Source organism: Streptomyces sp. NPDC052910, from assembly GCF_055585605.1.
In genome coordinates, this window is record NZ_JBVJJR010000007.1 from 1 (window position 1) to 22,647 (window position 22,647).

The window sequence follows — 22,647 nt, forward strand, 5'->3', positions numbered from 1 at the left end:
GTATCGGGGCAGGTGGCCAGGCAACGGATCCGAGTCCAGTCATGGCGGGCAACCTATCGCACGCCAGTGAAAGTGATCCGAAAGAGACGGCCTAGGTCCCGGCCGGGATCATTCGGGGCGGGGCGTGTTCCACGTGAAACAACGGGTTTCCCGTGGAACACGCCCCGCCCCTTTGCCTTGGTCCGGTGTCCGCCAAAACCACCGGTGGATACGATGCGTTGAGGTATGGCACCACCACGTCGGACATGCGGATGCGGTTGACGGAGGAACGAGGCCATGCGAACGGTGAGCCGGACCGGACTGGTGGCGACGGGCCTGGGTCTGGGCGCGGTCGGCGGATTCGTCGGCGGCCTGCTCAGGGAGCGCAGTGCGCTGAGCGCCGCCCGCGGCGCGGCACGGGTAGGAAGTGAGGAACTGGCTCCATGGGGCGTCGCCTCGTACCGCTCACTCTGGACAATCTGCCGGACCTTCCCCAGCGCTGCCGGGCGTGCGTGTTCTGGGAGCTTGACCCTGTCAGCGGCGAGGCCGCACTGAGGGCGGGCCGGCCCGAGCTGGAGAAGGAAGCGTGGATCTCCGCCGTACTCCTCGAATGGGGATCCTGCGGCCGGGTCGTCTACGTCGACGACGAGCCGGCGGGGTTCGTGCTCTACGCTCCGCCGGCCTATGTCCCCCGGGCGACGGCCTTTCCCACCAGCCCGGTGGCCGCTGATGCCGTCCAGCTCATGACCGCCTGGCTGGCACCGCGGTTCCAGGGCCAGGGGCTGGGGCGGGTCATGGTGCAGACGGTCGCCAAGGATGTACTGAGGCGGGGGTTCAAGGCCATCGAAGCGTTCGGTGACGCCCGGTGGAAGGAGCCCGCGTGCGTGCTCCCGGCCGACCACCTGCTGGCGGTGGGCTTCAAGACGGTGCGTCAGCACCCGCGCTATCCCCGGCTCCGGCTTGAGCTGCGCTCCGCGTTGTCCTGGAAGGAGGACGTGGAGCTGGCCCTGGACCGGCTGCTGGGCGCGGTGCAGAAGGAGCCGGCGCTGCGCCCGTTGTAGCCCGGGATACGGAACAGGGTCCGTCCCCGAGGGGGAACGGACCCTGTTTCACGTGAAACGTCAGCGCTTCGCTTACTTGACGTGGAGGACGTCCGACAGCTCGCGCTCCAGGGCGGCCTTCGGCTTGGCGCCCACGATGGTCTGGACGACCTCGCCACCCTTGTAGAGGTTGAGGGTCGGGATCGACATGACGCCGTACTTGGCGGCGGTGGTCGGGTTCTGGTCGATGTTCAGCTTGACGATCTCGATGTTGTCCCCGTACTCGGCGGCAATGGCCTCGAGCGAGGGAGCGATCTGGCGGCAGGGGCCGCACCACTCGGCCCAGAAGTCCACCAGCACGGGCTTGTCGCTCTTGAGGACGTCCTCGTCGAAGGACGCGTCGGTCACGGCCTTGAGAGCCATTGCGGTCTCCTTGATTCTTCTCTGTGGGGGGGCGGGAAGGGGATCAGGCGCTCTGCTCGGGCTCGCGGACGTTCTCGCCGTCGCCCAGGGCGGCGAGGTAGCGCTCCGCGTCCAGGGCCGCGGAGCAGCCGGTGCCCGCCGCGGTGATCGCCTGGCGGTAGGTGTGGTCGACGACGTCACCGGCGGCGAAGACGCCCGTGAGGTTGGTGCGGGTGGACGGCGCGTCGACCTTGAGGTAACCCTCGTCGTCCAGCTCGAGCTGGCCCTTGAGGAGCTCGGTGCGGGGGTCGTGACCGATGGCGATGAAGAGGCCGGTCACCGGCAGCTCGGAGGTCTCGCCGGTCTTCAGGTTGCGCAGGGTCAGACCGGAGAGCTTGGCGTCGCCGTGGATCTCGGCGACCTCGCTGTCCCAGACGAAGGAGATCTTGGGGTCGGCGAAGGCCCGCTCCTGCATGGCCTTGCTGGCGCGCAGCGCGTCACGTCGGTGGATGACGGTGACCGACTTGGCGAAGCGCGAGAGGAAGGTGGCCTCCTCCATCGCGGTGTCTCCACCGCCGACCACGGCGATGTCCTGGTCCTTGAAGAAGAACCCGTCGCAGGTGGCGCACCAGGACACACCGCGGCCGGACAGCTCGTCCTCACGGGGCAGGCCGAGCTTGCGGTGCTGGGAACCAGTGGCGATGATCACGGCCCGGGCCCGGTGGACGGTGCCGGCGGAGTCCGTGACGGTCTTGATCTCGTCGGTGAGGTCGACGGCCGTGATGTCGTCCGGGATCAGTTCGGCGCCGAAGCGCTCGGCCTGGGCCCGCATGTTGTCCATGAGGTCCGGGCCCATGATGCCCTCGCGGAAGCCGGGGAAGTTCTCGACATCGGTGGTGTTCATCAGCGCACCACCGGCGGTCACGGCGCCCTCGAACACCAGCGGCTTCAGCGAAGCGCGGGCGGTGTAGAGCGCGGCCGTGTAGCCCGCGGGCCCGGAGCCAATAATGATCACGTTGCGGACGTCGCTCACGGGTGTCTTCCTTGTCTCTGCCGACTGCTGACTGGGTCCTTGCTGGGTCTCACCCCACCCAACGGATCCTACGGGGCGAGCATTCCCCCAGGGACATCGCAGCGGCCGGAGAAACGGCTCAGGAGCGCGGAACCGTCTCCTTTACCAGCACCTTCCCCGGCCTGCCGGAGGAGGTGGCGACACAGTCCGCCGCGACGACATAAGCGTCAACGAGCGCGGCGTCACGGGAGTGCGGGTAGATCACCAGGTAGGTGTCCGTTCCGGTGAAGCGCTCCTGGCGCACCACGAGAGCGGAATCCGTGCGACCGATGCCTTGGCGCACGCAGTAGGGGGTGGTGCTGTCCGACCCCGCAAAGGGTTCCGCACCGTCCTGTGCGCGCATGCCGTGCGTCTCGGCGGGCTTGTGATTCGACAGCGCGTTGTGCACCCGTGTCGTCAGCTCGGACACGGCGAACGCGGAGGGACTCGGGCTGTCCGCTCGCAGCGTGGGGCGGTCGCCCCCGTCGTCTCCCGCACCCTGGAGCAGGAACGTGCTCACACCGATGGCGGCGGCGGCACAGGCAGTGCCCAGCAGTGTGCGGCGCCAGCGGCGACCGCGAGTGGCGGCCGATTTCCCGGAGGGCTTCCCGGCGGTCGTCTGGCGACCTGGGCCCACAGGGCCCCGCGGGCGGCGGGTGGGTCGGTCGGCGAGCGATGTTTCACGTGAAACCGAGCTCTTGACGCCATGGATCGGTTCAAGCGGTGTTTCACGTGGAACATGGTCGGGGATCACCGTCGTGGTTTCACGTGAAACGGTCGCGGCCGTCTCCTGCGGAGCCGTCGCATCGAGGAGTGCTTCCGCCGCGAGGGCCGCGTCGATCCTGCCCGCGATGTCCGCCGGCATCCTGGCGGGGCCGGGCAGAGTGCCCAGCAGCTCGCGGATCTCGTCGAGGGAAGCCCGGACGTCGTCGCAGACCGTGCAGTCGGCCAGATGCTCCCGCAGGTCCGCGCTGTGCGCGGGGGAGAGCATCCCTTCGGTGAGTGCGGAGATCTCCGCGACCTCCGGGTGCCCGTCCGTGCCGGTCGTCGAGGTCACGCTCGCCCACCTCCGCCCTTCACTGGGTCCACGTCACTCCGTCCAGCCGGTGGTGGGACGGACGTTGCCTGCGACCGGTTCCTTTCCCTCTCGGAACGAGGGCTACCCCTGCCGCCGGGGTGCAGATGGGTGAGCATCGGCAGCAGTCTCGCCCGTGCTCTGGCACACCGGCTCTTCACTGTGCCCACGGGAACATTCAATACGGCCGCGGCCTCGGCCACGGGATAACCCTGCATGTCGACCAGAACGAGGACGGCCCGTTGATCGGGCGGGAGAGTCGCGAGGGCCCGCAGCAGTTCTCTGTGGAGGTCGCTCCGCTCGGCCGGCTCGGCGGCGGACTCGTGCGGCTCCAGGAGGTGCTCGAGCTTCTCGGTCTCGGCGAGAGGTGACGTACGGCGCGCGGCGGCCTTGCGAGCCCGGTCCAGGCAGGCGTTCACGGTGATGCGGTGCAGCCAGGTGGTGACGGCCGACTGGCCGCGGAAGGTGTGGGCCGCGCGGTAGGCGGAGACGAGCGCGTCCTGCACGGCGTCAGCCGCTTCCTCTCGGTCACCGAGGGTCCGGAGGGCCACCGCCCACAGCCGGTCCCGGTGGCGCCGTACGAGTTCGCTGAAGGCGTCGGGGTCTCCGGCGACATGCAGGGCGAGCAGCTCGCTGTCACTGCCGGCCGTCGGCGTCCGCTGCTGCCGTCCGTCCTCTGCGATGGCACTCACCCCGCCCTGAGAGCGCTGTCTCGCGCGCGATCCGTTGTCGAGACCAACTTAGAGAGGAGGAGGAACGACTGGGTAGGGGCCAGGGGGTCTCTCGGTCAACGGCCGCGGAAGCGGACCTCGGTGATGCCCTGCTTGTGCCCGGCCTTGCTGTACTCCTCCTGCGGGGCGTTGGGCATGGCCGTGATCCACACCAGTACGTAGCGCGTCTTGGCGGGCTTCTTGACGGAGAGCTGCGCGGTGAGGCCGTTCTCGGTGACCTCGGACAGCTTCTTCAGGCTGCTCGGCGGGCCGGAGGGGGTGAGGCCGTCGGAGGCGTACAGCGAGATGGTGGTCCCGCCCCGGTGGATCATTTCGATCTCCGCCTTGGTGACCTGCTCCTCCTTGCCCAGGTCGTAGACGATGCCGACACCGTCCTTGAAGGAACCTGGCGCCAACTGGTCGTTGTAGGAGAGCGACCGCCAGGCTGTCTCGTCCTGCTTGTCGTAGGTGTTCGGCACCTGCCCGGGGTGCTGAAGCTTGCCGTCCGAGGCGTACTCCTGGGCCCCATGGATCTTCAGCGCATGGCTGTCGGTCTTCTTCTTGGCCTCGTTGTCCGTGAGCTGCGACTGCTGGGGGTCGTCGTCCGAGTCCGAGTGCTTCAGCAAGGTGTCCGCGAGCTGCCAGCTACCCAGCCCCAGCGCGGCGATGAGCAACGAGGAGACGATCCACTTGATGGCCGTGCCGGTACGGCTCTGCAGCGGCGGCGGAGGGCCGACGGGGTGGAGGGGCTGGGGGCCGTAGCCACCGCCCGGCTGGGGACGGGAGTAGGCCGGCGCGGCGGAGAAGGCCGTCTCCGGGGGACGGATCCGCGGCATGGCGGAGACGGCCTTGGCGAGCTCTTCCGGTGTGGTGCAGGGCGGTTCCTGGCGGGACGCGGTGGCGCCGTCGTTGACGAGCGCCCGCATCGCCAACTGGGAGAGGCCCCGGTGGACCCCGGCCCGCACCTGGTCGGGGGCGATGAGGCCGACGCCCTTGGGCAGCCCGGCCAGACCGTGGGCGTCGCCCTCGTAGGGCCAGCGCTGGGTGAGGGCGGCGTACAGCAGGGCGCCGATGGCCTCGGTGTCGGTGCGCTGGGGGGAGTCGGAGGTGATGCCGCGGAGCGCCGCCATCACGGCCAGGCCGCGGATGCGGTACTGCCCCGAACCGGTGCGCAGTACGCAGCCGGGGCCCAGCCGCAGGTGGGCGAGGCCCTCGCGGTGGGCGGCCGCCATGGCCTGCGACACCTGGCTGACCAGTTGGTAGGCGTCGAAGGGCTCCATCGGGCCGGCGGCCAGTACCGAGGTCAGTTCGGTGGCGTCGGGCAGCCACTCGTGGACGACGTAGACGAGGTCGTCCTCCTCGACGGCGTCGAGGACCTGGACGAAGCGCGGGTCGCCCAGCAGCGCGGCGGAGCGGGCCGCCGCGAGCACCGTGCGGGCCCGGGGGTGATCGGCCGGCAGCAGGTGGACGCCGACGGCCCGGCGCAGCTTCTCGTCGACAGCGCGCCAGCTACTGAATCCCTCCAGACGGGTGACGCACTCCTCCAGGCGGTACCTTCCGGCGAGCTTGTGTCCGCTGTGCAGCTCGGGTGCGCGGTCGCCGCGCGGGGCCTTTCCGTCCGTCGTGCGCCCGGTGTCCAGGGGCGCACCGGCGCCGCTTTCCTCGGTGATCCCGGCCTCCGTCCCGTCGGCCGTGGCCTGGTCCGCCTTGGCGGTCAGCGACGGTTCGTCCTGCGTGTCGCTGCTGCCTGCCACGTCGACGGCAGCCGTGCTCCGTTCCGCCACCGTCGCTCCTGCCTCCCCGTCCGTTGCACCCTGTCCGCAGCCAAGACAATTGTGCCCACACTCCGTCGCCCTGCACGACACGCGACGACGGGCGATGGTTGTGCTCCGGTCAGCGTCCCAGGCGTCCGCGCACCATGCCGACCATGGCGGTGACCTCTTCCACGCGCATGCGTTTGGCGGCGATGTAGAAGACGCCGAGCAGCATCACGCCACCGCCGATCAGGGCGGCGAGCGAACCGAGGACACCACTGCCCAGCACCTGGCCGATGCCGTAGGCGATGGCACCGCCGATGAGCGTCGCGGGAACACACGCGCCGATGAGGCGGGCGTACGTACGCACCACGCGGGCGCCGTCCAGGTCGCCGCCGAGCCGGTTGCGCAGCCTGCGCCATGCGACACCGACACCGACGGCGTAGGCGAGGCCGTAGGAGACGCCCATGCCGACCACGACCCAGCGGGCGGGAAGGAGGAAGTAGCTGAGCGCCGAGCAGGAGGCGTTGACCGCGGCGACGATGACCGTGTTGTAGAAGGGGGTGCGGGTGTCCTCGTACGCGTAGAAGGCGCGGAGGACGACGTACTGCACCGAGAACGGGATCAGGCCGAGGCTGAAGCCCATGAGGGCGTAGCCGAAGAAGCGGGCGCCTCCGACCCCACCGGAGCCGAAGAGCAGGGTGCAGATGGGGACGCCCAGGGCGAGGAAGGCGAAGGCGATGGGCACGATCGCCACGGCCGACGTGCGCAGACCCTGGGAGATGTCGTCCCGGACGGCGCTGGTGTCACCGTCGACCGCCGAGCGCGACAGCCGCGGCAGCATCGCCGCCATGATCGAGACGGTGAGGATGGCCTGCGGCATGTTCCAGATGAGCTGGGCGTTGATGTAGGCGGTGATGCCGGTGCCCTTTTGCCCGCTGTCGGCGCCGGCCGCGGTGGCCAGTTGGGTGACGACCAGGTTGCCCGCCTGGTTGGCGAGGACGAACAGCACCGTCCACTTGGCCAGCTTCGCAGCCTTCCCGAGGCCGTGACCGCGCCAGTCGAAGCGCGGCCGGATCCTGAATCCCGCGGCCTTGAGGTAAGGGACCATCGCCAGGGCCTGGACGACAAGACCGAGCAGGGTGCCGATGCCCAGCAGGCGGATGCCTTCCGGCGGGATCGTGCTCACCTGAAGGTCGGAACTGCCCGCCGTGCCGTACACCCAGAGGAACAGGCCGAAGGTGGCGATGACGACGACGTTGTTGAGGACGGGCGTCCACATCATCGCGCCGAAGCGGCCGCGCGCGTTGAGGATCTGCCCCATCACCACGTGCACGCCCATGAAGAAGATGGTGGGCATGCAGTAGCGGACGAAGGTGACCGTCACCGAGTTGGCGTCGGGCTTGTTGGCGAAGTCGTTCGACATCAGGGGGACGAGGTACTGCGCCCCCAGCACGGTCAGCAGGGTGAGAGCGCCCAGGATCACCCCGACCAGCGTCAGCAGCCGGTTCGCGTAGGCCTCTCCGCCATCGGCGTCCTCCTTCATGGAGCGCACCAACTGCGGGATGAAGACGGAGTTGAGGCCGCCGCCGATCGTCAGGAAGAACACCATGGCGGGCAACTGGTTCGCCACCGTGTAGGTGTCCGCCAGCACCTGGGTGCCCAGGGCGGCGACGACGAGGGCCTGCTTGATGAAGCCCAGCAGCCGCGACACCATCGTGCCCGCCGCCATCAGGGCACTCGACTTCAGCAGCCCCGCCGCCTTGCCGCCCTTGGCCGCCGAAGCGGCCGGAGCCGGCGCGGGCTCCGGTTCCACCAGCGGCTCGGCCGCCGGCGGCTCCACCGCGGGCACCATCGGCTGGGTGTGTTCCATCGACGGCGGCACCGGGTGCTGTCCGGGTGCCGGGGTCTGCCGGCCCGAGGGCCTCTGCGGTTCGTAGGGCTGCTGCTGGTCCCGGTACAGGTGGGCGAAGGCGTCGCGCTGGGGCGACGGGGGCGTCGTCCGGTCCGGGAAGCCGCTCACGCTGCCGATGAGCTGGGTGGCCTCGTCGTCACCGGACGCGGGGGCCGGCGGCCAGGGCTGCTGCTGGTGGGCCTGCTGCTGCGGGTACGCGGGCGCGGGCGGCGGGACCGGCGGGCCGCCCTGGGGCTGCCCGTACTGCTGCCGGCCGTACGGGGGCTGCCCGCCCTGGGGGAAGCCCTGCCGTGCGCCGGCGTCGTCGGCCGGCTCCCGGCCGGGGTACGGCTCGGCCGGGTAGGGGTCTCCGAGGTACGGGTCCGGGGCGTACGGGCCCGGCTGCGGCGGCTCCTGGGCACCGGGCGGCGCCGGCGGGTACTGGTCCCGTCGGTCACCTCCCGCGCCCCGGCCGCGGTCACCGTCGTACGGCGCGTTCATCCCTAGCCCACCTCATCCGTCCGCGGCCGACCGGCCCCACGACACGTCAACGTTCCACTTTCTCACCCGGGCGGGAGGGCTCAGTGCTCCCGGTTCCGGTGTCCGCCGCCGGGTCCCCCGGCCGCTCGGGCTCGCCGCCGCCGTCGTCGCCGCCGTCCGAGGGGCCCTCACCACCGGTCTCCGGACCGTTCCCGGCGCCGTCTCGGTTGCCCGACCGCTTGCGCTTGAGGTAGATGCGGAGCCCCGCGAGGACGAGGAGGAGGACACCACCGGCGATGACCAGCAGCACCATAGGGGTGATGGACGTGACATGCACAGTGAAGCGCATCGGCTCGCCCACCTGCTGGCCGTCGGCAGTGTAGAGCTGCGCCTTCACCGTGACCGGACCGTTGGCGTAGGCCCTGGTCTCGAACTTCACCGACTGGCTGTGCCCGCCGTCGATCTTCACGGGCTGCTTGTCCGTGACCTTCAGACGGTTCGGCTGCGTGGACTCGAGCTGCAGATACAGGTGGTCGATGCCCTGGAGCAGGCCGTTCTTCACGGTCACCGGGATCGTCGCGCTGCGGCCGGAGAGGGTCGCGTCGGACTTCTCCACCAGCTTGACCGTGTTCTGCAGGGTGGCGAGGTACGACTGCACGGCCGCGCGGAAGTCCGACGCGCCCGCCGGGTCACCGCGCCACGAGGTGGACATCTCGCGCATGATCGCGCTGCCGAAGGGGATGACCACCCGGTCCGGGGAGGTGAGGATCGTCTTGAAGGAGGACAGCTCGTCCTGTGTCCTCTGGATCTCGGTGAACGCCTCGGTGGGCAGTTCCTGGGCGCGGAGGGCGTCCGGGTAGGAGCCGGGGCTGGGCACCCGGCGGCCGGCGGCGGGATCCGGCTTGACCTTGGCGGCGTCGCTCAGGTCGTCGAGCGGCTGTGTCCAGCGCCCGGCGGACAGCCCGCCCAGGGCCGTGGCCATCGCCTGGGCCTGGCCGGTGGTCGGCATGCGCTGCGGGGCCACGACGATGCTGCGCTCGTTCTCCGGCGCCTGCTCGTTGATCATCAGGCTCTGGGCGAGGAACCGCTGTACGGCGAGCGAGGCCTCGCCCGCCCGGGACAGATCACCCTCGAAGGCAGTGGACAGGCGCGCGTCGGCGACGATGGCCGTGGTCCCACCGCCGATCTGGCGGGCCGCGGTGGGGGCGTACGGGGAGCCGTCGGGTTCCCGGAGGCTGTCGCTGCGGGCGATGATGTTGTGCGCGCCCGCCGAGGTGGCCACCTGGACGATGGAGGAGTCGACGGCGCCGTCCACCGGCCAGGCGAAGTCCGTACGCGGCTTCACCTGGAGGATGGTGTCCACCGTCATGCCGGCGAGCTCGGTGGCCGACTGGAGGTGGCTGAGCGCGCCGCCCACGCCCGCGCCGTGGTGGGCCAGCGAGGCGAGGTCCGGGTCGCCGAAGGGCAGGGCGACGACCTCCTTGCCGGACACCGCCGTCTGCAACTGGCTGAGCCACTGCTTGGCGACCGCCTGGCCCCGGCCGGGGATGACCTTCCCGCTCGGCTGCGCGACCTGGTAGCTCTTGGTCATCGCCTCGACGGTGGCCAGCAGGTCGGGGTCGATCACCCAGGTGACGTGCAGCTCTTTGCCCAGCGCCACCAACTGCTGGAGACGGCCGCCCGGGGCCAGCTCCGCCGCGAGGTCGTCGTTGGGAAAGATCGGCGTCTGCTGCTGGTCCGACTCCGTGCGGGCCGTGAGGTGGGTGTTGGAGACCAGCGGCCAGAGGAAGGTGACCTTGGTCTTCTTGCCCTCCGCGCCGGAGGGCTGCCATGGCAGCAGGGTGCGGCGGATGCCGAGCACCCGCTCGTACTGCTGGTCGGCGGTCTGTCCGGAGAACGAGACCCCCAGCGGGTAGACGCCGTCCCGGTCCAGGTTGAGGTCCTTCGCGGGGACGGTGAGCTGGAACTCGCGGGAGATGCCCGGCTGGAGCTTGTCGATCTTCTGGGTGTGGCCGGTCAGCTCAGGGCCGTCACCACCCGGGGAGAAGGCGGTCCGGTCGCCGATGTCGTCGATCTCGCTGCGCGTGGAGAGCAGCCCCCCGATGCGCAGTCCGACGTGTCCGGCACTGACCGTGGACCGGCCCTTGTTGGTCACCGTCCCCGAAATGGTGATCTTGTCGCTCTGTGTGGGCGCGACGGGCGTCAGGGAATCGATGGAGATCGAGACCGTGCGGGAACCGGTGCCGTCGGCACGCGCCGGGGGCGCGGCGGAGAACGTGGAGAACTCGATCAGGCCCAAGACCACCAGCAGGGCGGCCAGCAGGGTCAGGACCGGCCGGATCCGGTGGAAAGCGGCAGGAGGCGTCGTCCCCCGGAACGTCTCCTGGAACTCTGCCGCCTCGGCCACGCGCTCGCCCGTCCCTCGTCGTCGTCAGTGGTCGTCGGATGTGCGTCCACGAATGGTAACGAGGCGCGCTGTGCCGAAGTGCTGCGGACCGCAGCGCAAGATCACGGCAGCGGGTCGATGCCCAGGCTGTGGCGGTTTATGACGGTCCTCATACAGTTCCGCCGTGAGAGGAGGGCTATCGCCGTCCGGACACGTACCCTTTCCTGTTGTGCCGAACGCCAACAACAGTGACTCCGTGCCGCCGAACGAACTGAACCAGGTGCAGCGCCGCGCCGTGAGCGAGCTCCTGCGGGTGTCCCCCGTGGCAGACGACCTCGCTCGGCGTTTCCGCGCCGCCGGGTTCACTCTTGCCCTGGTCGGCGGCTCGGTACGGGACGCGCTGCTCGGCCGGCTCGGCAACGATCTCGACTTCACCACCGACGCCCGTCCGGACGACGTGCTGAAGATCGTCCGGCCTTGGGCCGACACGGTCTGGGAGGTCGGTATCGCCTTCGGGACCGTCGGCTGCCGCAAGTCCGGATTCGATCTCGAAATCACGACTTATCGGTCGGAGGCCTACGACCGGACCTCGCGCAAGCCGGAGGTCTCCTACGGTGACTCCATCGAGGAGGACCTGGTCCGCCGCGACTTCACCGTGAACGCCATGGCCGTGGCGCTCCCGGAGAAGGAGTTCATCGACCCGCACAACGGCCTGGAGGACCTCGCCGCCCGAGTCCTGCGCACGCCCGGCACTCCGGAGGAGTCCTTCTCCGACGACCCGCTGCGCATGATGCGGGCCGCCCGGTTCGCCGCCCAGCTCGACTTCGAGGTGGCGCCCGAGGTCGTCACCGCGATGACGGAGATGGCCGGACGCCTGGAGATCGTCTCCGTCGAGCGGACCCGGGACGAGCTCAACAAGCTCATCCTCTCCGACCACCCCCGCAAGGGCCTCCGCCTCATGGTCGACACCGGACTGGCCGCCCTGGTCCTGCCCGAGCTGCCGGCCCTCCGGCTGGAGCGCGATGAGCACCACCGGCACAAGGACGTCTACGAGCACACCCTGATCGTCCTCGAGCAGGCCATCGACCTGGAGGCCCCGCGCGATGAGCCGGGTGGCGGCCCCGACCTGACCCTGCGGCTGGCGGCCCTGCTGCACGACATCGGCAAGCCGCGGACGCGCAGGTTCGAGAAGGACGGCCGGGTCTCCTTCCACCACCACGAGGTGGTCGGCGCGAAGATGACCAAGTCCCGGATGACCAAGCTCAAGTACCCGAACGAGCTGGTGAGGGACGTCTCGCGCCTCGTCGAGCTGCACCTGCGCTTCCACGGTTACGGCACGGGAGAGTGGACGGACTCGGCCGTCCGTCGCTACGTCCGGGACGCCGGACCCCTGCTCGACCGGCTGCACAAGCTCACCCGGTCCGACTGCACGACGCGCAACAAGCGCAAGGCGCAGGCGCTCTCCCAGGCGTACGACGGGCTGGAGCGGCGCATCGCGGACCTTCAGGAGAAGGAGGAGCTGGACGCCATCCGTCCGGACCTGGACGGCAACGAGATCATGCGGATCCTGGACATTCCCCCGGGTCCTCAGGTCGGCAAGGCGTACCAGCACATGCTGGAGCTGCGGTTGGAGCACGGTCCCATGGAGCGCGACGAGGCCGTCGCCGCGCTGAAGGAGTGGTGGGCCGCCCAGGGCTGAGCGTGCGGCCGGTTCCGTTTCACGTGAAACGTCGGGGGTCGTCGGTGGGCGCGGTCCCGTCCTCGGACGTCGGGGCTTCAGTCGATGTTTCACGTGAAACCGGCCCTCGGGCCGCCAGGGCGGCGGCCGTCGCTCCATAGAGCACGGCGACGGTGACGACCAGGGGCGCGGACCGGCCGTCATGCGGCAGCATCAGGGCCGCCACGGCTGCGGCCCCGACGAAGGCGACGTTGAACAGCACGTCGTAGAGGGAGAAGACCCGGCCGCGGAAGGTGTCGTCCACCGATGCCTGGACGACCGTGTCCGTGGAGATCTTGGCGCCCTGGGTGATGAGTCCCAGGACGAAGGCCGCGATCAGCATCGGGACCGGCTCGAAGGGGAGCCCCAGTCCCGGTTCGAGCACGGCGGCGGCACCTGCGCAGACCACCATCCAGCCCAGTTGTCCGAACCTGCCGACGGCCCACGGGGTGATCAGCGCCGCCACGAAGAAGCCGGCCCCCGACACCCCGACCGCGAGCCCCAGCAGAGCGAGCCCGGCGGAGTCGGTGTCCGTCCAGGCGTAGCGGCACAGCATCAGCAGGGTGACGGTCAGCGCGCCGTAGCAGAAGCGCATCAGGGTCATCGCGGCGAGCGCTCGTGCGGCGGGCCGGCGGTGGGCCAGATGGCGGAGCCCGTCCGTCAGGCCGTGGACGGTCACTCCGATGGCCGTACGCAGGGTGACCCGCGGTCCGGTGGTACCGGGCCCCAGCAGGCCGGAGGGCAGCCGCAGGGCGCTGAGGCCCGCACAGAGGTAGAGGGCGGCACCGACCAGGACGACCAGGGCGTCGGAGGCACTTCCCTCCGGGGCCGCGAGGCGCACCGCGAAGGCGATGCCGCCGCCGGCGGTGGCGGCGAGGGTGCCGGCGGTGGGCGAGAGCGAGTTGGCCATCACCAGCCGCTCGCGGCTGTCGACCACACGTGGCAGGGAGGCGGAGAGGCCGGACAGGACGAAGCGGTTGACGGCCGTCACGGAGAGGGCCGAGGCGTAGAAGATCCAGTCGGGAACCTCGGCGAGGATGAGGACGGCGGTGCCGACGGCCAGGACCGAGCGGACCAGGTTGCCGTGGAGCAGCACCTGGCGGCGGCGCCAGCGGTCCAGCAGGACGCCGGTGAAGGGCCCGAGCAGCGAGTACGGCAGCAGCAGGACGGCCATCGCGGAGGCGATGGCGGCGGGAGACGTCTGTTTCTCGGGGGAGAACACCACATAGGCGGCGAGCGCGACCTGGTAGACGCCGTCCGCGGCCTGGGAGAGCAGCCGTACGGTCAGCAGACGGCGGAAATCACGCAGTCGGAGCAGGACGCGGAGATCACGCACAACGGGCATGCAGCACAGCCTCACACACGGGACAGGCCCTCGGGGGGATTCCCCCCGAGGGCCTGTACGGGACCTGTGCGAGACCTCTACGCGAGGGGTCGGCGCCCGGTCATCCGAGGGTTCAGCGCTCGACCTCGCCCTTGATGAACTTCTCGACCTGGTCGCGGGCCTCGTCGTCGAAGTACTGCACCGGCGGCGACTTCATGAAGTACGAGGAGGCGGACAGGATCGGGCCGCCGATGCCGCGGTCCTTGGCGATCTTCGCGGCGCGGAGGGCGTCGATGATGACACCGGCGGAGTTCGGGGAGTCCCAGACCTCCAGCTTGTACTCCAGGTTCAGCGGGACGTCGCCGAAGGCGCGGCCCTCGAGGCGGACGTACGCCCACTTGCGGTCGTCCAGCCAGGCCACGTAGTCGGACGGGCCGATGTGGACGTTCTTCTCGCCGAGGTCCCGGTCGGGGATCTGGGAGGTGACGGCCTGGGTCTTGGAGATCTTCTTGGACTCCAGGCGCTCACGCTCGAGCATGTTCTTGAAGTCCATGTTGCCGCCGACGTTGAGCTGCATCGTGCGGTCCAGGATGACGCCCCGGTCCTCGAACAGCTTGGCCATCACGCGGTGCGTGATGGTGGCGCCGACCTGGGACTTGATGTCGTCACCGACGATCGGGACACCGGCCTCGGTGAACTTGTCCGCCCACTCCTTGGTGCCGGCGATGAAGACCGGGAGGGCGTTGACGAACGCGACCTTGGCGTCGATGGCGCACTGCGCGTAGAACTTCGCGGCGGCCTCGGAGCCCACCGGCAGGTAGCAGACGAGCACGTCGACCTGGCGGTCCTTCAGGATCTGCACCACGTCGACCGGGGCCTCGGGGGACTCCTCGATGGTCTGGCGGTAGTACTTGCCGAGACCGTCCAGGGTGTGACCGCGCTGCACGGTCACGCCGGTGGCGGGGACGTCGCAGATCTTGATCGTGTTGTTCTCGCTGGCACCGATGGCGTCGGCGAGGTCGAGACCGACCTTCTTGGCGTCCACGTCGAACGCGGCCACGAACTCGACGTCCCGCACGTGGTAGTCGCCGAACTGCACGTGCATCAGACCCGGCACGCGGCCGTTCGGGTCGGCGTCCTTGTAGTACTCGACGCCCTGCACCAGCGAGGCGGCGCAGTTGCCCACGCCGACGATGGCTACGCGAACCGAACCCATTCCGGTTGCTCCCTGTTCGTTCTCGACGAAGCCCTGCTGTGTGCAGGGCTCACTGGTCCGGACCGGTGCGTTTGTCACGCCCGGCCCGCTCGCTCTCGATCAGCTCGTTCAGCCAGCGGACTTCGCGCTCCACCGACTCCATGCCGTGGCGCTGCAGTTCGAGGGTGTAGCTGTCCAGCCGCTCGCGCTCGCGGGAACGGGCGAGAGAGGCACGCATCTTCTCCAGCCGCTCCTCGAGCCGGCTGCGGCGGCCTTCCAGGACCCGCATCCGTACGTCCCGCGAGGTCTGTCCGAAGAACGCGAAGCGGGCGGCGAAGTGCTCGTCCTCCCACGCGTCCGGACCGGTGTGCGCGAGCAATTCCTCGAAGTGCTCTTTGCCCTCTGCCGTCAGCCGGTAGACGATCTTCGCCCGCCGTCCGGCCAGGGACGCCGCCTTGGCGTCGTCGGGAGCGCTCCCCTGCTCCTCCACCAGCCAGCCGTTCGCCACCAGGGACTTCAGGCAGGGGTAGAGGGTGCCGTAGCTGAACGCCCGGAACACCCCGAGTGAGGTGTTCAGGCGTTTGCGCAGCTCGTAGCCGTGCATGGGGGACTCGCGGAGCAGGCCGAGGACGGCGAACTCGAGGATGCCGGAGCGTCTGCTCATGTTTCGCCTCCTTGTCCCCCACAGCCTAGTCCTTTGCTCCTGTGTCTTTACTGGTCACTTATGCCGAGCTGATGTATCGACTCGATACATCCAGACGATAGAGCGAGCGTCCTGAGTCGACAAGAGGGGGAACGGTGAACGAGGTCACATCACCGGTTCGTGGGACACGCGCGGCCTGAATTGGAGTGAACATCCCCAGTAGTCGGGATTTGACCGTGCGTACTCTGTGCGCCATGCAGACCACCGGGAACCGGGTGACGCGACCTGACGTCCTCGTCCCGGACGCTGTGCGCCCGGCCGTTCAGGGGGCCGGACCGCACCGGGGGGAACGCAAGCCACCTGCCGCTTCCAGGCGATAGCGCCTGCCCGAGGAAGTAGTCGTTCGATGAGCGAGCATCGCCGTAAGCCGCCCCAGCCGCAGGGCGGCGGACGAGCCGCGGCCAGGCGGGCGGCGCAGCAGCCGACGCCCGGCCGCCGCGCCGCACCACGCGGCGGCCCCGACCTGCCCGGCCGTGGCCGGGCCGAGGAGCCCCGGTCAGGGGGCCGTGCCGACGCCCGCCGGGCGGACCGGCGCGGGGCCGGCGCGGGTGGGCGCAGACGTCCGCCCGGCGCCGGAGGCCCGGGCCGGGCCCGGCGGGACGGTGGCAGACCGGGACGGAAGCGGCTCGTCGACTACCCGCGGGCCGGCCGTGACGGCTGGCGGCGCTGGATCCCCTCCTGGCGCCTGGTCACGGGTTCGATCGCGTCGTTCGTCGGCCTGATCGTGGGAACGGTGGGCGTGGCGCTGGCCGTGGTGCAGGTGCCGAGCGCCCAGTTGGCCTCGAAGGTGCAGAAGAACGTCTACTACTGGTCCGACGGCAAGCAGATGGTCGTGGCCGGCGGCGGCAGCCTCAACCGGCAGATCGTGCCCATCTCGCAGATCCCGAAGTCCATGCAGAACGCGGTGATCTCCGCCGAGAACGCCAGCTTCTACAAGGACTGGGGCGTGGACCCGATGGGCATCGCCCGGGCGGTCGTGAAGATGGCGCAGGGCGGCGAGACGCAGAGCGGTTCGACGATCACCCAGCAGTTCGTCAAGAACACGTACCTGAGTCAGGAACAGACGCTCAAACGCAAGGCCACCGAGCTGTTGATCTCGGTCAAGGTCGGGGCCACCCAGGACAAGCACGACATCCTCGCCGGCTACCTCAACACCGCCTACTACGGCCGGGGGGCCTACGGGATCCAGGCGGCGGCGCGCGCCTACTACGACAAGGACTGCGCGGACCTGACGCCGAGCGAGAGCGCCTACCTGGCGGCGACGCTGAACGGGCCGAACCTGTACGACCCCTACGGGGGCCAGGGACCGGCGGCGACGCCGGAGAAGAACACCAGGCGGGCCATGGACCGGTGGAAGTGGACGCTGGACCGTGAGGTCCAGGTCGGCCACATGACGGCCGCCGAGCGGGACAAGTGGGTCGGCCAGGGCTTCCCGCAGCCGCAGAAGCCGAAGCCGGCGACCAACCGCGCGGGCCAGATCGGCTACCTCACCGACCTCGCCGACAACTACATCACCGCCCACTCCGTGATCAGCAAGGGCGAGCTGGACAAGGGCGGTTATCAGATCTACACCACGTTCGACCGGAAGAAGGTCAACGCCCTGGCCAAGTCGGTCGAGGACGTGCGCAAGGCGAACCTCAAGCCGGACGTGCGGGACGTCGACAAGTACGTCCAGTTCGGCGGGGCGTCCGTCGAGCCCGGAACCGGGAAGATCAAGGCCATCTACGGTGGCGAGAACGCCCTCACCCACTTCACTAACAACGCGGACTACACCGGTGTCCAGGTGGGGTCCACGTTCAAGCCGTTCGTGCTGGCCGCGGCCATGACGCACGGGAAGCGGAATCCCGCGCTGGGCCCGCAGCAGAGCGACGGCCAGCGCACGCTGGTCTCTCCGGAGAGCATTTACAACGGTGACGACAAGCTGACGCTGCGGATGTACAACGGGACCGTCTGGCACGACCAGGACGGCCGGGAGTGGCACCAGAAGAACGACGGCGACGAGGACAAGGGCCTGATCAGCCTCCGCACGGCCATGCAGTTCTCGGTGAACACCCCCTACATCCAGCTCGGCATGGACGTGGGCACGGACCTGGTCAGGGAGGCGGCCCTGGCCGCGGGGCTGGACAAGGAGCAACTGGCCTCGATCACCCCGACCTTCTCGCTGGGCACCTCCGCGCCGAGCGCCATCCGGTTGGCGGGCGCCTACGCGACGTTCGCGGACAACGGCCGGCAGATCGACCCGTACTCCGTCGAGAAGGTGGAGAAGAGCGGCAAGCCGGTCTACCGGCACGAGAAGAAGAGCGCGCAGGCGTTCAGCGCCAACGTCGCGAACAACGTCACCGACGTGCTGAAGACGGTCGTGGACGCGGGCACCGGTACGGCGGCCCGGCTCGGCGCGCGGCCGGCGGCGGGCAAGACGGGGACGACGGACGGGAACCGCTCGGCGTGGTTCGCGGGCTACACCCCGCAGCTCTCCACGGCCGTCGGCATGTACCGCGTCAATCCGAACGCCAAGAACCAGCAGTTCCTGTCGATGCGGGGTGTGGGCGGGAAGCCCACCATCCACGGTGCGTCGTTCCCGGCGGAGATCTGGGCCGACTACATGGGCAAGGCGCTCAAGGGCGTCCCCATCCGGCAGTTCGACCCGCCGCAGCCCATCGGCGAGAAGATCTTCGGTGACGGGGCCAGCCCGTCCCCGGCCCCCGCGCCGTCGGCGTCGCCTTCCGCGTCGCCCTCGGAGTCGGCACCGGCGTCCCCGTCCGCACCGCCGTCGCCGTCCCCGCGGCCCACCCACTCCTGCGGGCTGCTCGATCCGCGGTGCCGGCTCGGCGACCACGGGCACAAGGACGACGGCGGGCCCGGTGGTGGCCCGGCGGGGGCCACGGGCGGCGAGCCCGGCGGGCCGGGCGGCCAGGAGGGTGACCCCGGCGGCGACGAGCAGATGCCGCCGGGCCAGAACCGTCGGCAGGGCGGCGGCCTCTTCGGCGGGCCGTTCGGCTGAGCGTCCGGCGCCCGTCAGGGCGTCCCGGAAACCTCGGGACCGTTCCGTTCACTCGGAACGGTCCCGAGGTTTTCCACAAGCACGGGCTCGTCCCCGGCTTGTCCACAGCCGCCAGCGGGCCCGGGAGACGTACGGCAGGATGGGCGCATGAGGAGCGTGCGGGACGACCGGATGGTGCGGCCCACCCAGGAGGACGAGGTCGCCGCGGCCGGCAGTGAGCTGATCGGCGGGCCGGCCGGGCGGCGTGCGCTGCCCGGCGGGTGGCGGACGCCGGTACGGGTGGTCGTGCTGGTGATGATCGGCATGTTCGCGCTCGGCATGGTGCAGAAGGTCCCGTGCTACGACCACGGCTGGTTCTTCGGCGCCACCACCCAGTACACCCACGCCTGCTACTCCGACATCCCGCACCTGTTCACGGGCCGCGGCTTCGACCAGGGGCTCATCCCGTACCTGGACGAGATCCCGCGCTCCATGGGCGACATGGACTACCTGGAGTACCCGGTCCTCACCGGTGCCTTCATGGAGGTCGCGGCGCTGCTGACACCGGGCGGCGGCGCCCAGCACCGGGCCCAGCTCTACTGGTTCGTGAACGCCGGAATGCTGCTGGTCTGTGCCGTGGTGATCGCCTTCTGCGTGGCCCGGACGCATCGGCGCCGGCCCTGGGACGCCCTGTTGGTGGCCCTGGCTCCGGCCTTCGCGCTCACGGCCACCATCAACTGGGACCTGTTCGCGGTCGCGCTGACGGCCGTGGCGATGCTCGCCTGGTCGCGCGGGCGAGCCGGCACGGCGGGGTTGTTCATCGGGCTGGCGGCGGCGGCCAAGCTGTATCCGGTGCTGCTGCTATGGCCGCTGTTCCTGCTGTGCTGGCGGGCCGGCCGATGGCGGGAGTTCCGGGCCGCGCTCTCCTCGGCCGTCGTCGCCTGGCTGGTGGTGAACGTGCCGCTGATGCTGGTCGTCGACGGGCCGATGGCGCCGATCCGGGCCGGCTGGGCGAAGTTCTACACGTTCAGCCAGGAACGGCCGGTCGACTACGGGTCGCTGTGGCTGCTCGTCTCCCAGCGCACGGGAGACCCGATGGACGACGTGAACACCTACGCCACGGTGCTGATGGCGCTCGGGTCGCTGGCGATCGGCGCGCTGTGCCTGTACGCGCCGCGCCGGCCGCGCCTGGCCCAGCTCGCCTTCCTGGAGATCGCGCTGTTCGTCCTCTCCAACAAGGTCTACTCGCCGCAGTACGTGCTGTGGCTGGTGCCGCTGGCGGTGCTCGCCCGGCCGCGGTGGCGGGACTTCCTGGTCTGGCAGGCGTGCGAGGTCCTGTACTTCCTCGGCATCTGGTTCCACCTCGCGTACACGGGCGACGGCGACAAGCACCAGGGGCTGCCGCAGGACGGCTATCAACTCGCGCTGGTCCTGCACCTGCTGGGGACGCTGTACCTGTGCGCGCTGGTCGTGCGCGACATCCTCAGGCCCGACCGGGACGTGATCCGGCGGGACGGCTCGGACGACCCGTCCGGCGGGCCGCTCGACCGGGCCCCCGACATACGCGTCCTGGGCCGGACGCGACCGCACGAGCGGCACGAGGAGCGTCCGGAGACCTTGCGGGTCCAATGGGGCTCCGGGAGCGGCGGCACGGTCTAGCCGCCGCTCCGGGGCCGGTCACCACGGAAGAGCCGACGGGGGGGGCTCAGTGATCGAGTATCCGGTCGAACTGGGTGGTGGTGTGCCGCAGGTGGGCCACCAGCTCGTCGCCGACCTGCGGCGCGGGAGCGTCGTTCGGCACGAACAGGATCGACACCTGCATGTGCGGGGGCTCGGCGAACCAGCGCTGCTTGCCCGCCCAGACGAAGGGCGAGAGGTTGCGGTTCATGGTCGCCAGGCCCGCGCGGGCGACGCCCTTGGCGCGCGGCATCATGCCGTGCAGCGCCTTGGGTGCCTCCAGGCCGACGCCGTGCGAGGTGCCGCCGGCCACGACGACCAGGCAGCCGTCGCCGGCCGTCTTCTGCTGGCGGTAACCGAAGCGGTCGCCCTTGGAGACCGGCGTGACGTCCAGGACCGCGCCGCGGTACTGGGTGGCGTCATGGTCGCCCAGCCACAACCGGGTCCCGATCCGGGCCCGGAAGCGGGTCTGCGGGTACATCTGCTGGAGCCGTGCCAGCTCGTCGGACTTCAGGTGGCTGACGAACATGGTGTGCAGCGGCAGGTGGGCGGCGCGCAGCCGCTCCATCCACGCCGAGACCTCGTCCACGCCGGTGGTGCCGTCGGCGCGGTCCAGGGGCAGGTGGATCGCGAAGCCCTCCAGGCGCACGTCCTCGATGGCGGCGTGCAGCTTGGGCAGGTCCTCCTCGCTGATGCCGTGCCGCTTCATGCTGCTCATGACCTCGATGACGACGCGCGCGCCGACCAGGCCGCGCACCCCCTCGACCGAGGAGACCGAGCGGATGGCCCGGTCGGGCAGCGGCACCGGCTCCTCGCCGAGCCGGAAGGGGGTGAGCACCAGCAGGTCACCGCCGAAGAGGTCCTTGGCGCGGGCCGCCTCGTAGGTCGTGCCGACGGCGAGGATGTCCGCCCCGAAGCGGATGGCCTCCTCGGCGAGCCGTTCATGGCCGAAGCCGTAGCCGTTGCCCTTGCAGACCGGGACGATGCCCGGGAACTGCTGGAGGACGGACTGCTGGTGTGCCCGCCAGCGCTGGGTGTCGACGTAGAGCGTGAGCGCCATGGCCGGTCCCGGAACCTTTCCCTGAGTGTGGATGGAGCTGTCGGATCAGCGGCGCGACATGTAGATGTCGAGGGCCTTGTGCAGCAGCTTGTTGAGCGGGAAGTCCCACTCGCCGAGGTATTCGGCGGCCTGCCCGCCGGTGCCGACCTTGAACTGGATGAGGCCGAAGAGGTGATCGTTCTCGTCCAGCGAGTCGCCGATGCCGCGGAGGTCGTAGACGCTGGCGCCGAGCGCGTAGGCGTCGCGCAGCATCCGCCACTGCATGGCGTTGGACGGCCGGACCTCGCGCTTGTGGTTGGCGGAGGCGCCGTAGGAGTACCAGACGTGCCCGCCGACGATCAGCATCGTCGCCGCGGCCACGGCCTCGCCCTCGTGGATGGCGAAGTACAGCCGCATGCGGTTGGGGTCCTCGGTGTTGAGGGCCGTCCACATGCGCTGGAAGTAACTCAGCGGCCGCGGGCGGAACTTGTCGCGCTCCGCGGTGATCTCGTAGAGGTGCTGCCAGGTGGCCAGGTCCTCGTAACCGCCCTGGACGACCTCGACGCCGGCCTTCTCGGCCTTCTTGATGTTGCGGCGCCACAACTGGTTGAAGCCCTTGTGGACGTCCTCCAGCGAGCGGTTCTCCAGCGGCACCTGGAAGACGTAGCGCGGCTGGACGTCGCCGAAGCCGGCGCCCTCCTCCTCGCCCTGCTGCCAGCCCATGCGGCGCAGCTTGTCGGAGACCTCGAAGGCGCGCGGCTCGATGAAGGTGGGCTCGACGTCGCGCAGGCGCTTGGCGTCCGGATCGGCGATGCCGGCCTTGATGGCGTTGGCGTCCCAGCGGCGGATGACGACGGGCGGGCCCATCTTCACCGAGAACGCGCCCTGCTTCTTGAGGTGGGCCAGCATCGGCTGGAGCCACTCCTCGAGGTTCGGGGCGTACCAGTTGATGACCGGGCCCTCGGGCAGGTAGGCCAGGTAGCGCTTGATCTTGGGCAACTGGCGGTAGAGCACCAGGCCCGCGCCGACCATCTGGCCGGTCTTGTCGAACCAGCCCAGGCTCTCCGAGCGCCACTCGGCCTTGACGTCCGCCCAGGCCGGCACCTGCATGTGACTGGCAGCGCGCAGGCTCTGGATGTATGCCAGATGCTGCTGTCGGCTGATGGTCCTCAGGGTCAGGCTCATGCGGGGCGCTCCTCGGCAGGTGTGTCCCCAGGGTCGGGGCTCCGGCTCTCGCGCCG

Annotated in this window: 16 protein-coding genes; 4 read left to right on the forward strand and 12 right to left on the reverse strand. The window is 70.0% G+C overall.

Translation table 11 applies throughout. The annotated features are described in order from the left end of the window. Nucleotides 1-422: 422 nt before the first annotated feature. A complete protein-coding gene (locus ACZ6X9_RS24025) occupies nucleotides 423-1,040 on the forward strand; it encodes a GNAT family N-acetyltransferase (RefSeq protein ID WP_469780070.1) in 618 nt (205 codons plus the stop codon). A gap of 72 nt (nucleotides 1,041-1,112) precedes the next feature. On the opposite strand, the gene trxA is transcribed toward ACZ6X9_RS24025, so the two are convergent. The 7 genes from trxA to ACZ6X9_RS24060 all read right to left on the reverse strand — a co-directional run bounded on the left by trxA (nucleotide 1,113) and on the right by ACZ6X9_RS24060 (nucleotide 10,792). After that, complete coding sequence (gene trxA, locus ACZ6X9_RS24030; RefSeq protein ID WP_469780071.1) at nucleotides 1,113-1,442, reverse strand: thioredoxin; 330 nt, start codon at nucleotides 1,440-1,442, stop codon at nucleotides 1,113-1,115. A gap of 43 nt (nucleotides 1,443-1,485) precedes the next feature. Further along, complete coding sequence (trxB, locus tag ACZ6X9_RS24035; RefSeq protein WP_469780072.1) at nucleotides 1,486-2,454, reverse strand: thioredoxin-disulfide reductase; 969 nt, start codon at nucleotides 2,452-2,454, stop codon at nucleotides 1,486-1,488. Nucleotides 2,455-2,572: 118 nt separating this feature from the next. Then, entirely contained in the window at nucleotides 2,573-3,529 is a 957-nt protein-coding gene (locus tag ACZ6X9_RS24040) for an anti-sigma factor (protein WP_469780073.1), read from the reverse strand. Further along, the gene (sigM, locus tag ACZ6X9_RS24045) at nucleotides 3,526-4,239 is read right to left on the reverse strand and encodes an RNA polymerase sigma factor SigM (protein ID WP_469780074.1); all 714 of its coding nucleotides are present in this window, start codon (nucleotides 4,237-4,239) and stop codon (nucleotides 3,526-3,528) included. Before sigM ends, ACZ6X9_RS24040 begins: the two co-directional genes overlap by 4 nt. Before the next feature lie 95 nt (nucleotides 4,240-4,334). Further along, nucleotides 4,335-6,041, reverse strand: a complete 1,707-nt coding sequence (locus ACZ6X9_RS24050) for a protein kinase family protein (RefSeq protein ID WP_469780075.1) — start codon at nucleotides 6,039-6,041, stop codon at nucleotides 4,335-4,337. A 109-nt stretch (nucleotides 6,042-6,150) separates the two neighbouring features. Further along, nucleotides 6,151-8,406: a murein biosynthesis integral membrane protein MurJ gene (gene murJ, locus ACZ6X9_RS24055; RefSeq protein WP_469780076.1), complete on the reverse strand. Its 2,256-nt coding sequence runs from the start codon at nucleotides 8,404-8,406 to the stop codon at nucleotides 6,151-6,153. A 46-nt stretch (nucleotides 8,407-8,452) separates the two neighbouring features. After that, the gene (locus ACZ6X9_RS24060) at nucleotides 8,453-10,792 is read right to left on the reverse strand and encodes a DUF6049 family protein (protein WP_469780077.1); all 2,340 of its coding nucleotides are present in this window, start codon (nucleotides 10,790-10,792) and stop codon (nucleotides 8,453-8,455) included. Nucleotides 10,793-11,000: 208 nt separating this feature from the next. On the opposite strand from ACZ6X9_RS24060, the gene ACZ6X9_RS24065 reads away from it, so the two are divergent. Then, complete coding sequence (locus ACZ6X9_RS24065) at nucleotides 11,001-12,470, forward strand: CCA tRNA nucleotidyltransferase (RefSeq protein WP_469780078.1); 1,470 nt, start codon at nucleotides 11,001-11,003, stop codon at nucleotides 12,468-12,470. A 19-nt stretch (nucleotides 12,471-12,489) separates the two neighbouring features. Here ACZ6X9_RS24065 and ACZ6X9_RS24070 read toward each other — a convergent pair whose 3' ends face one another. The 3 genes from ACZ6X9_RS24070 to ACZ6X9_RS24080 all read right to left on the reverse strand — a co-directional run bounded on the left by ACZ6X9_RS24070 (nucleotide 12,490) and on the right by ACZ6X9_RS24080 (nucleotide 15,671). Then, entirely contained in the window at nucleotides 12,490-13,833 is a 1,344-nt protein-coding gene (locus ACZ6X9_RS24070) for an MFS transporter (RefSeq protein ID WP_469780079.1), read from the reverse strand. 112 nt (nucleotides 13,834-13,945) lie between these two features. Then, nucleotides 13,946-15,028, reverse strand: coding sequence for an inositol-3-phosphate synthase (locus ACZ6X9_RS24075; RefSeq protein ID WP_469780080.1), 1,083 nt, complete (start codon nucleotides 15,026-15,028; stop codon nucleotides 13,946-13,948). A 49-nt stretch (nucleotides 15,029-15,077) separates the two neighbouring features. After that, nucleotides 15,078-15,671 carry a PadR family transcriptional regulator gene (locus ACZ6X9_RS24080; protein ID WP_223768171.1) on the reverse strand — a complete coding sequence of 198 codons (594 nt, stop codon included), beginning with the start codon at nucleotides 15,669-15,671 and terminating at the stop codon, nucleotides 15,078-15,080. Between the two features lie 385 nt (nucleotides 15,672-16,056). Here ACZ6X9_RS24080 and ACZ6X9_RS24085 point away from each other — a divergent pair, with 385 nt between their 5' ends. Both ACZ6X9_RS24085 and ACZ6X9_RS24090 read left to right on the forward strand, forming a co-directional pair. Beyond that, nucleotides 16,057-18,711 (forward strand): transglycosylase domain-containing protein, encoded by a 2,655-nt coding sequence (locus ACZ6X9_RS24085; RefSeq protein ID WP_469780081.1) that lies wholly within the window; start codon nucleotides 16,057-16,059, stop codon nucleotides 18,709-18,711. Between the two features lie 147 nt (nucleotides 18,712-18,858). Then, a complete protein-coding gene (locus ACZ6X9_RS24090; RefSeq protein WP_469780082.1) occupies nucleotides 18,859-20,349 on the forward strand; it encodes a glycosyltransferase family 87 protein in 1,491 nt (496 codons plus the stop codon). A gap of 46 nt (nucleotides 20,350-20,395) precedes the next feature. Here ACZ6X9_RS24090 and ACZ6X9_RS24095 read toward each other — a convergent pair whose 3' ends face one another. Together ACZ6X9_RS24095 and ACZ6X9_RS24100 are read right to left on the reverse strand one after the other, a co-directional pair. Next, complete coding sequence (locus ACZ6X9_RS24095) at nucleotides 20,396-21,427, reverse strand: alanine racemase (RefSeq protein WP_469780083.1); 1,032 nt, start codon at nucleotides 21,425-21,427, stop codon at nucleotides 20,396-20,398. 45 nt (nucleotides 21,428-21,472) lie between these two features. Continuing rightward, on the reverse strand, nucleotides 21,473-22,591 hold the full coding sequence (locus ACZ6X9_RS24100) for a lipid II:glycine glycyltransferase FemX (protein ID WP_469780084.1): 1,119 nt from the start codon (nucleotides 22,589-22,591) through the stop codon (nucleotides 21,473-21,475). Between the last annotated feature and the right edge of the window lie 56 nt (nucleotides 22,592-22,647).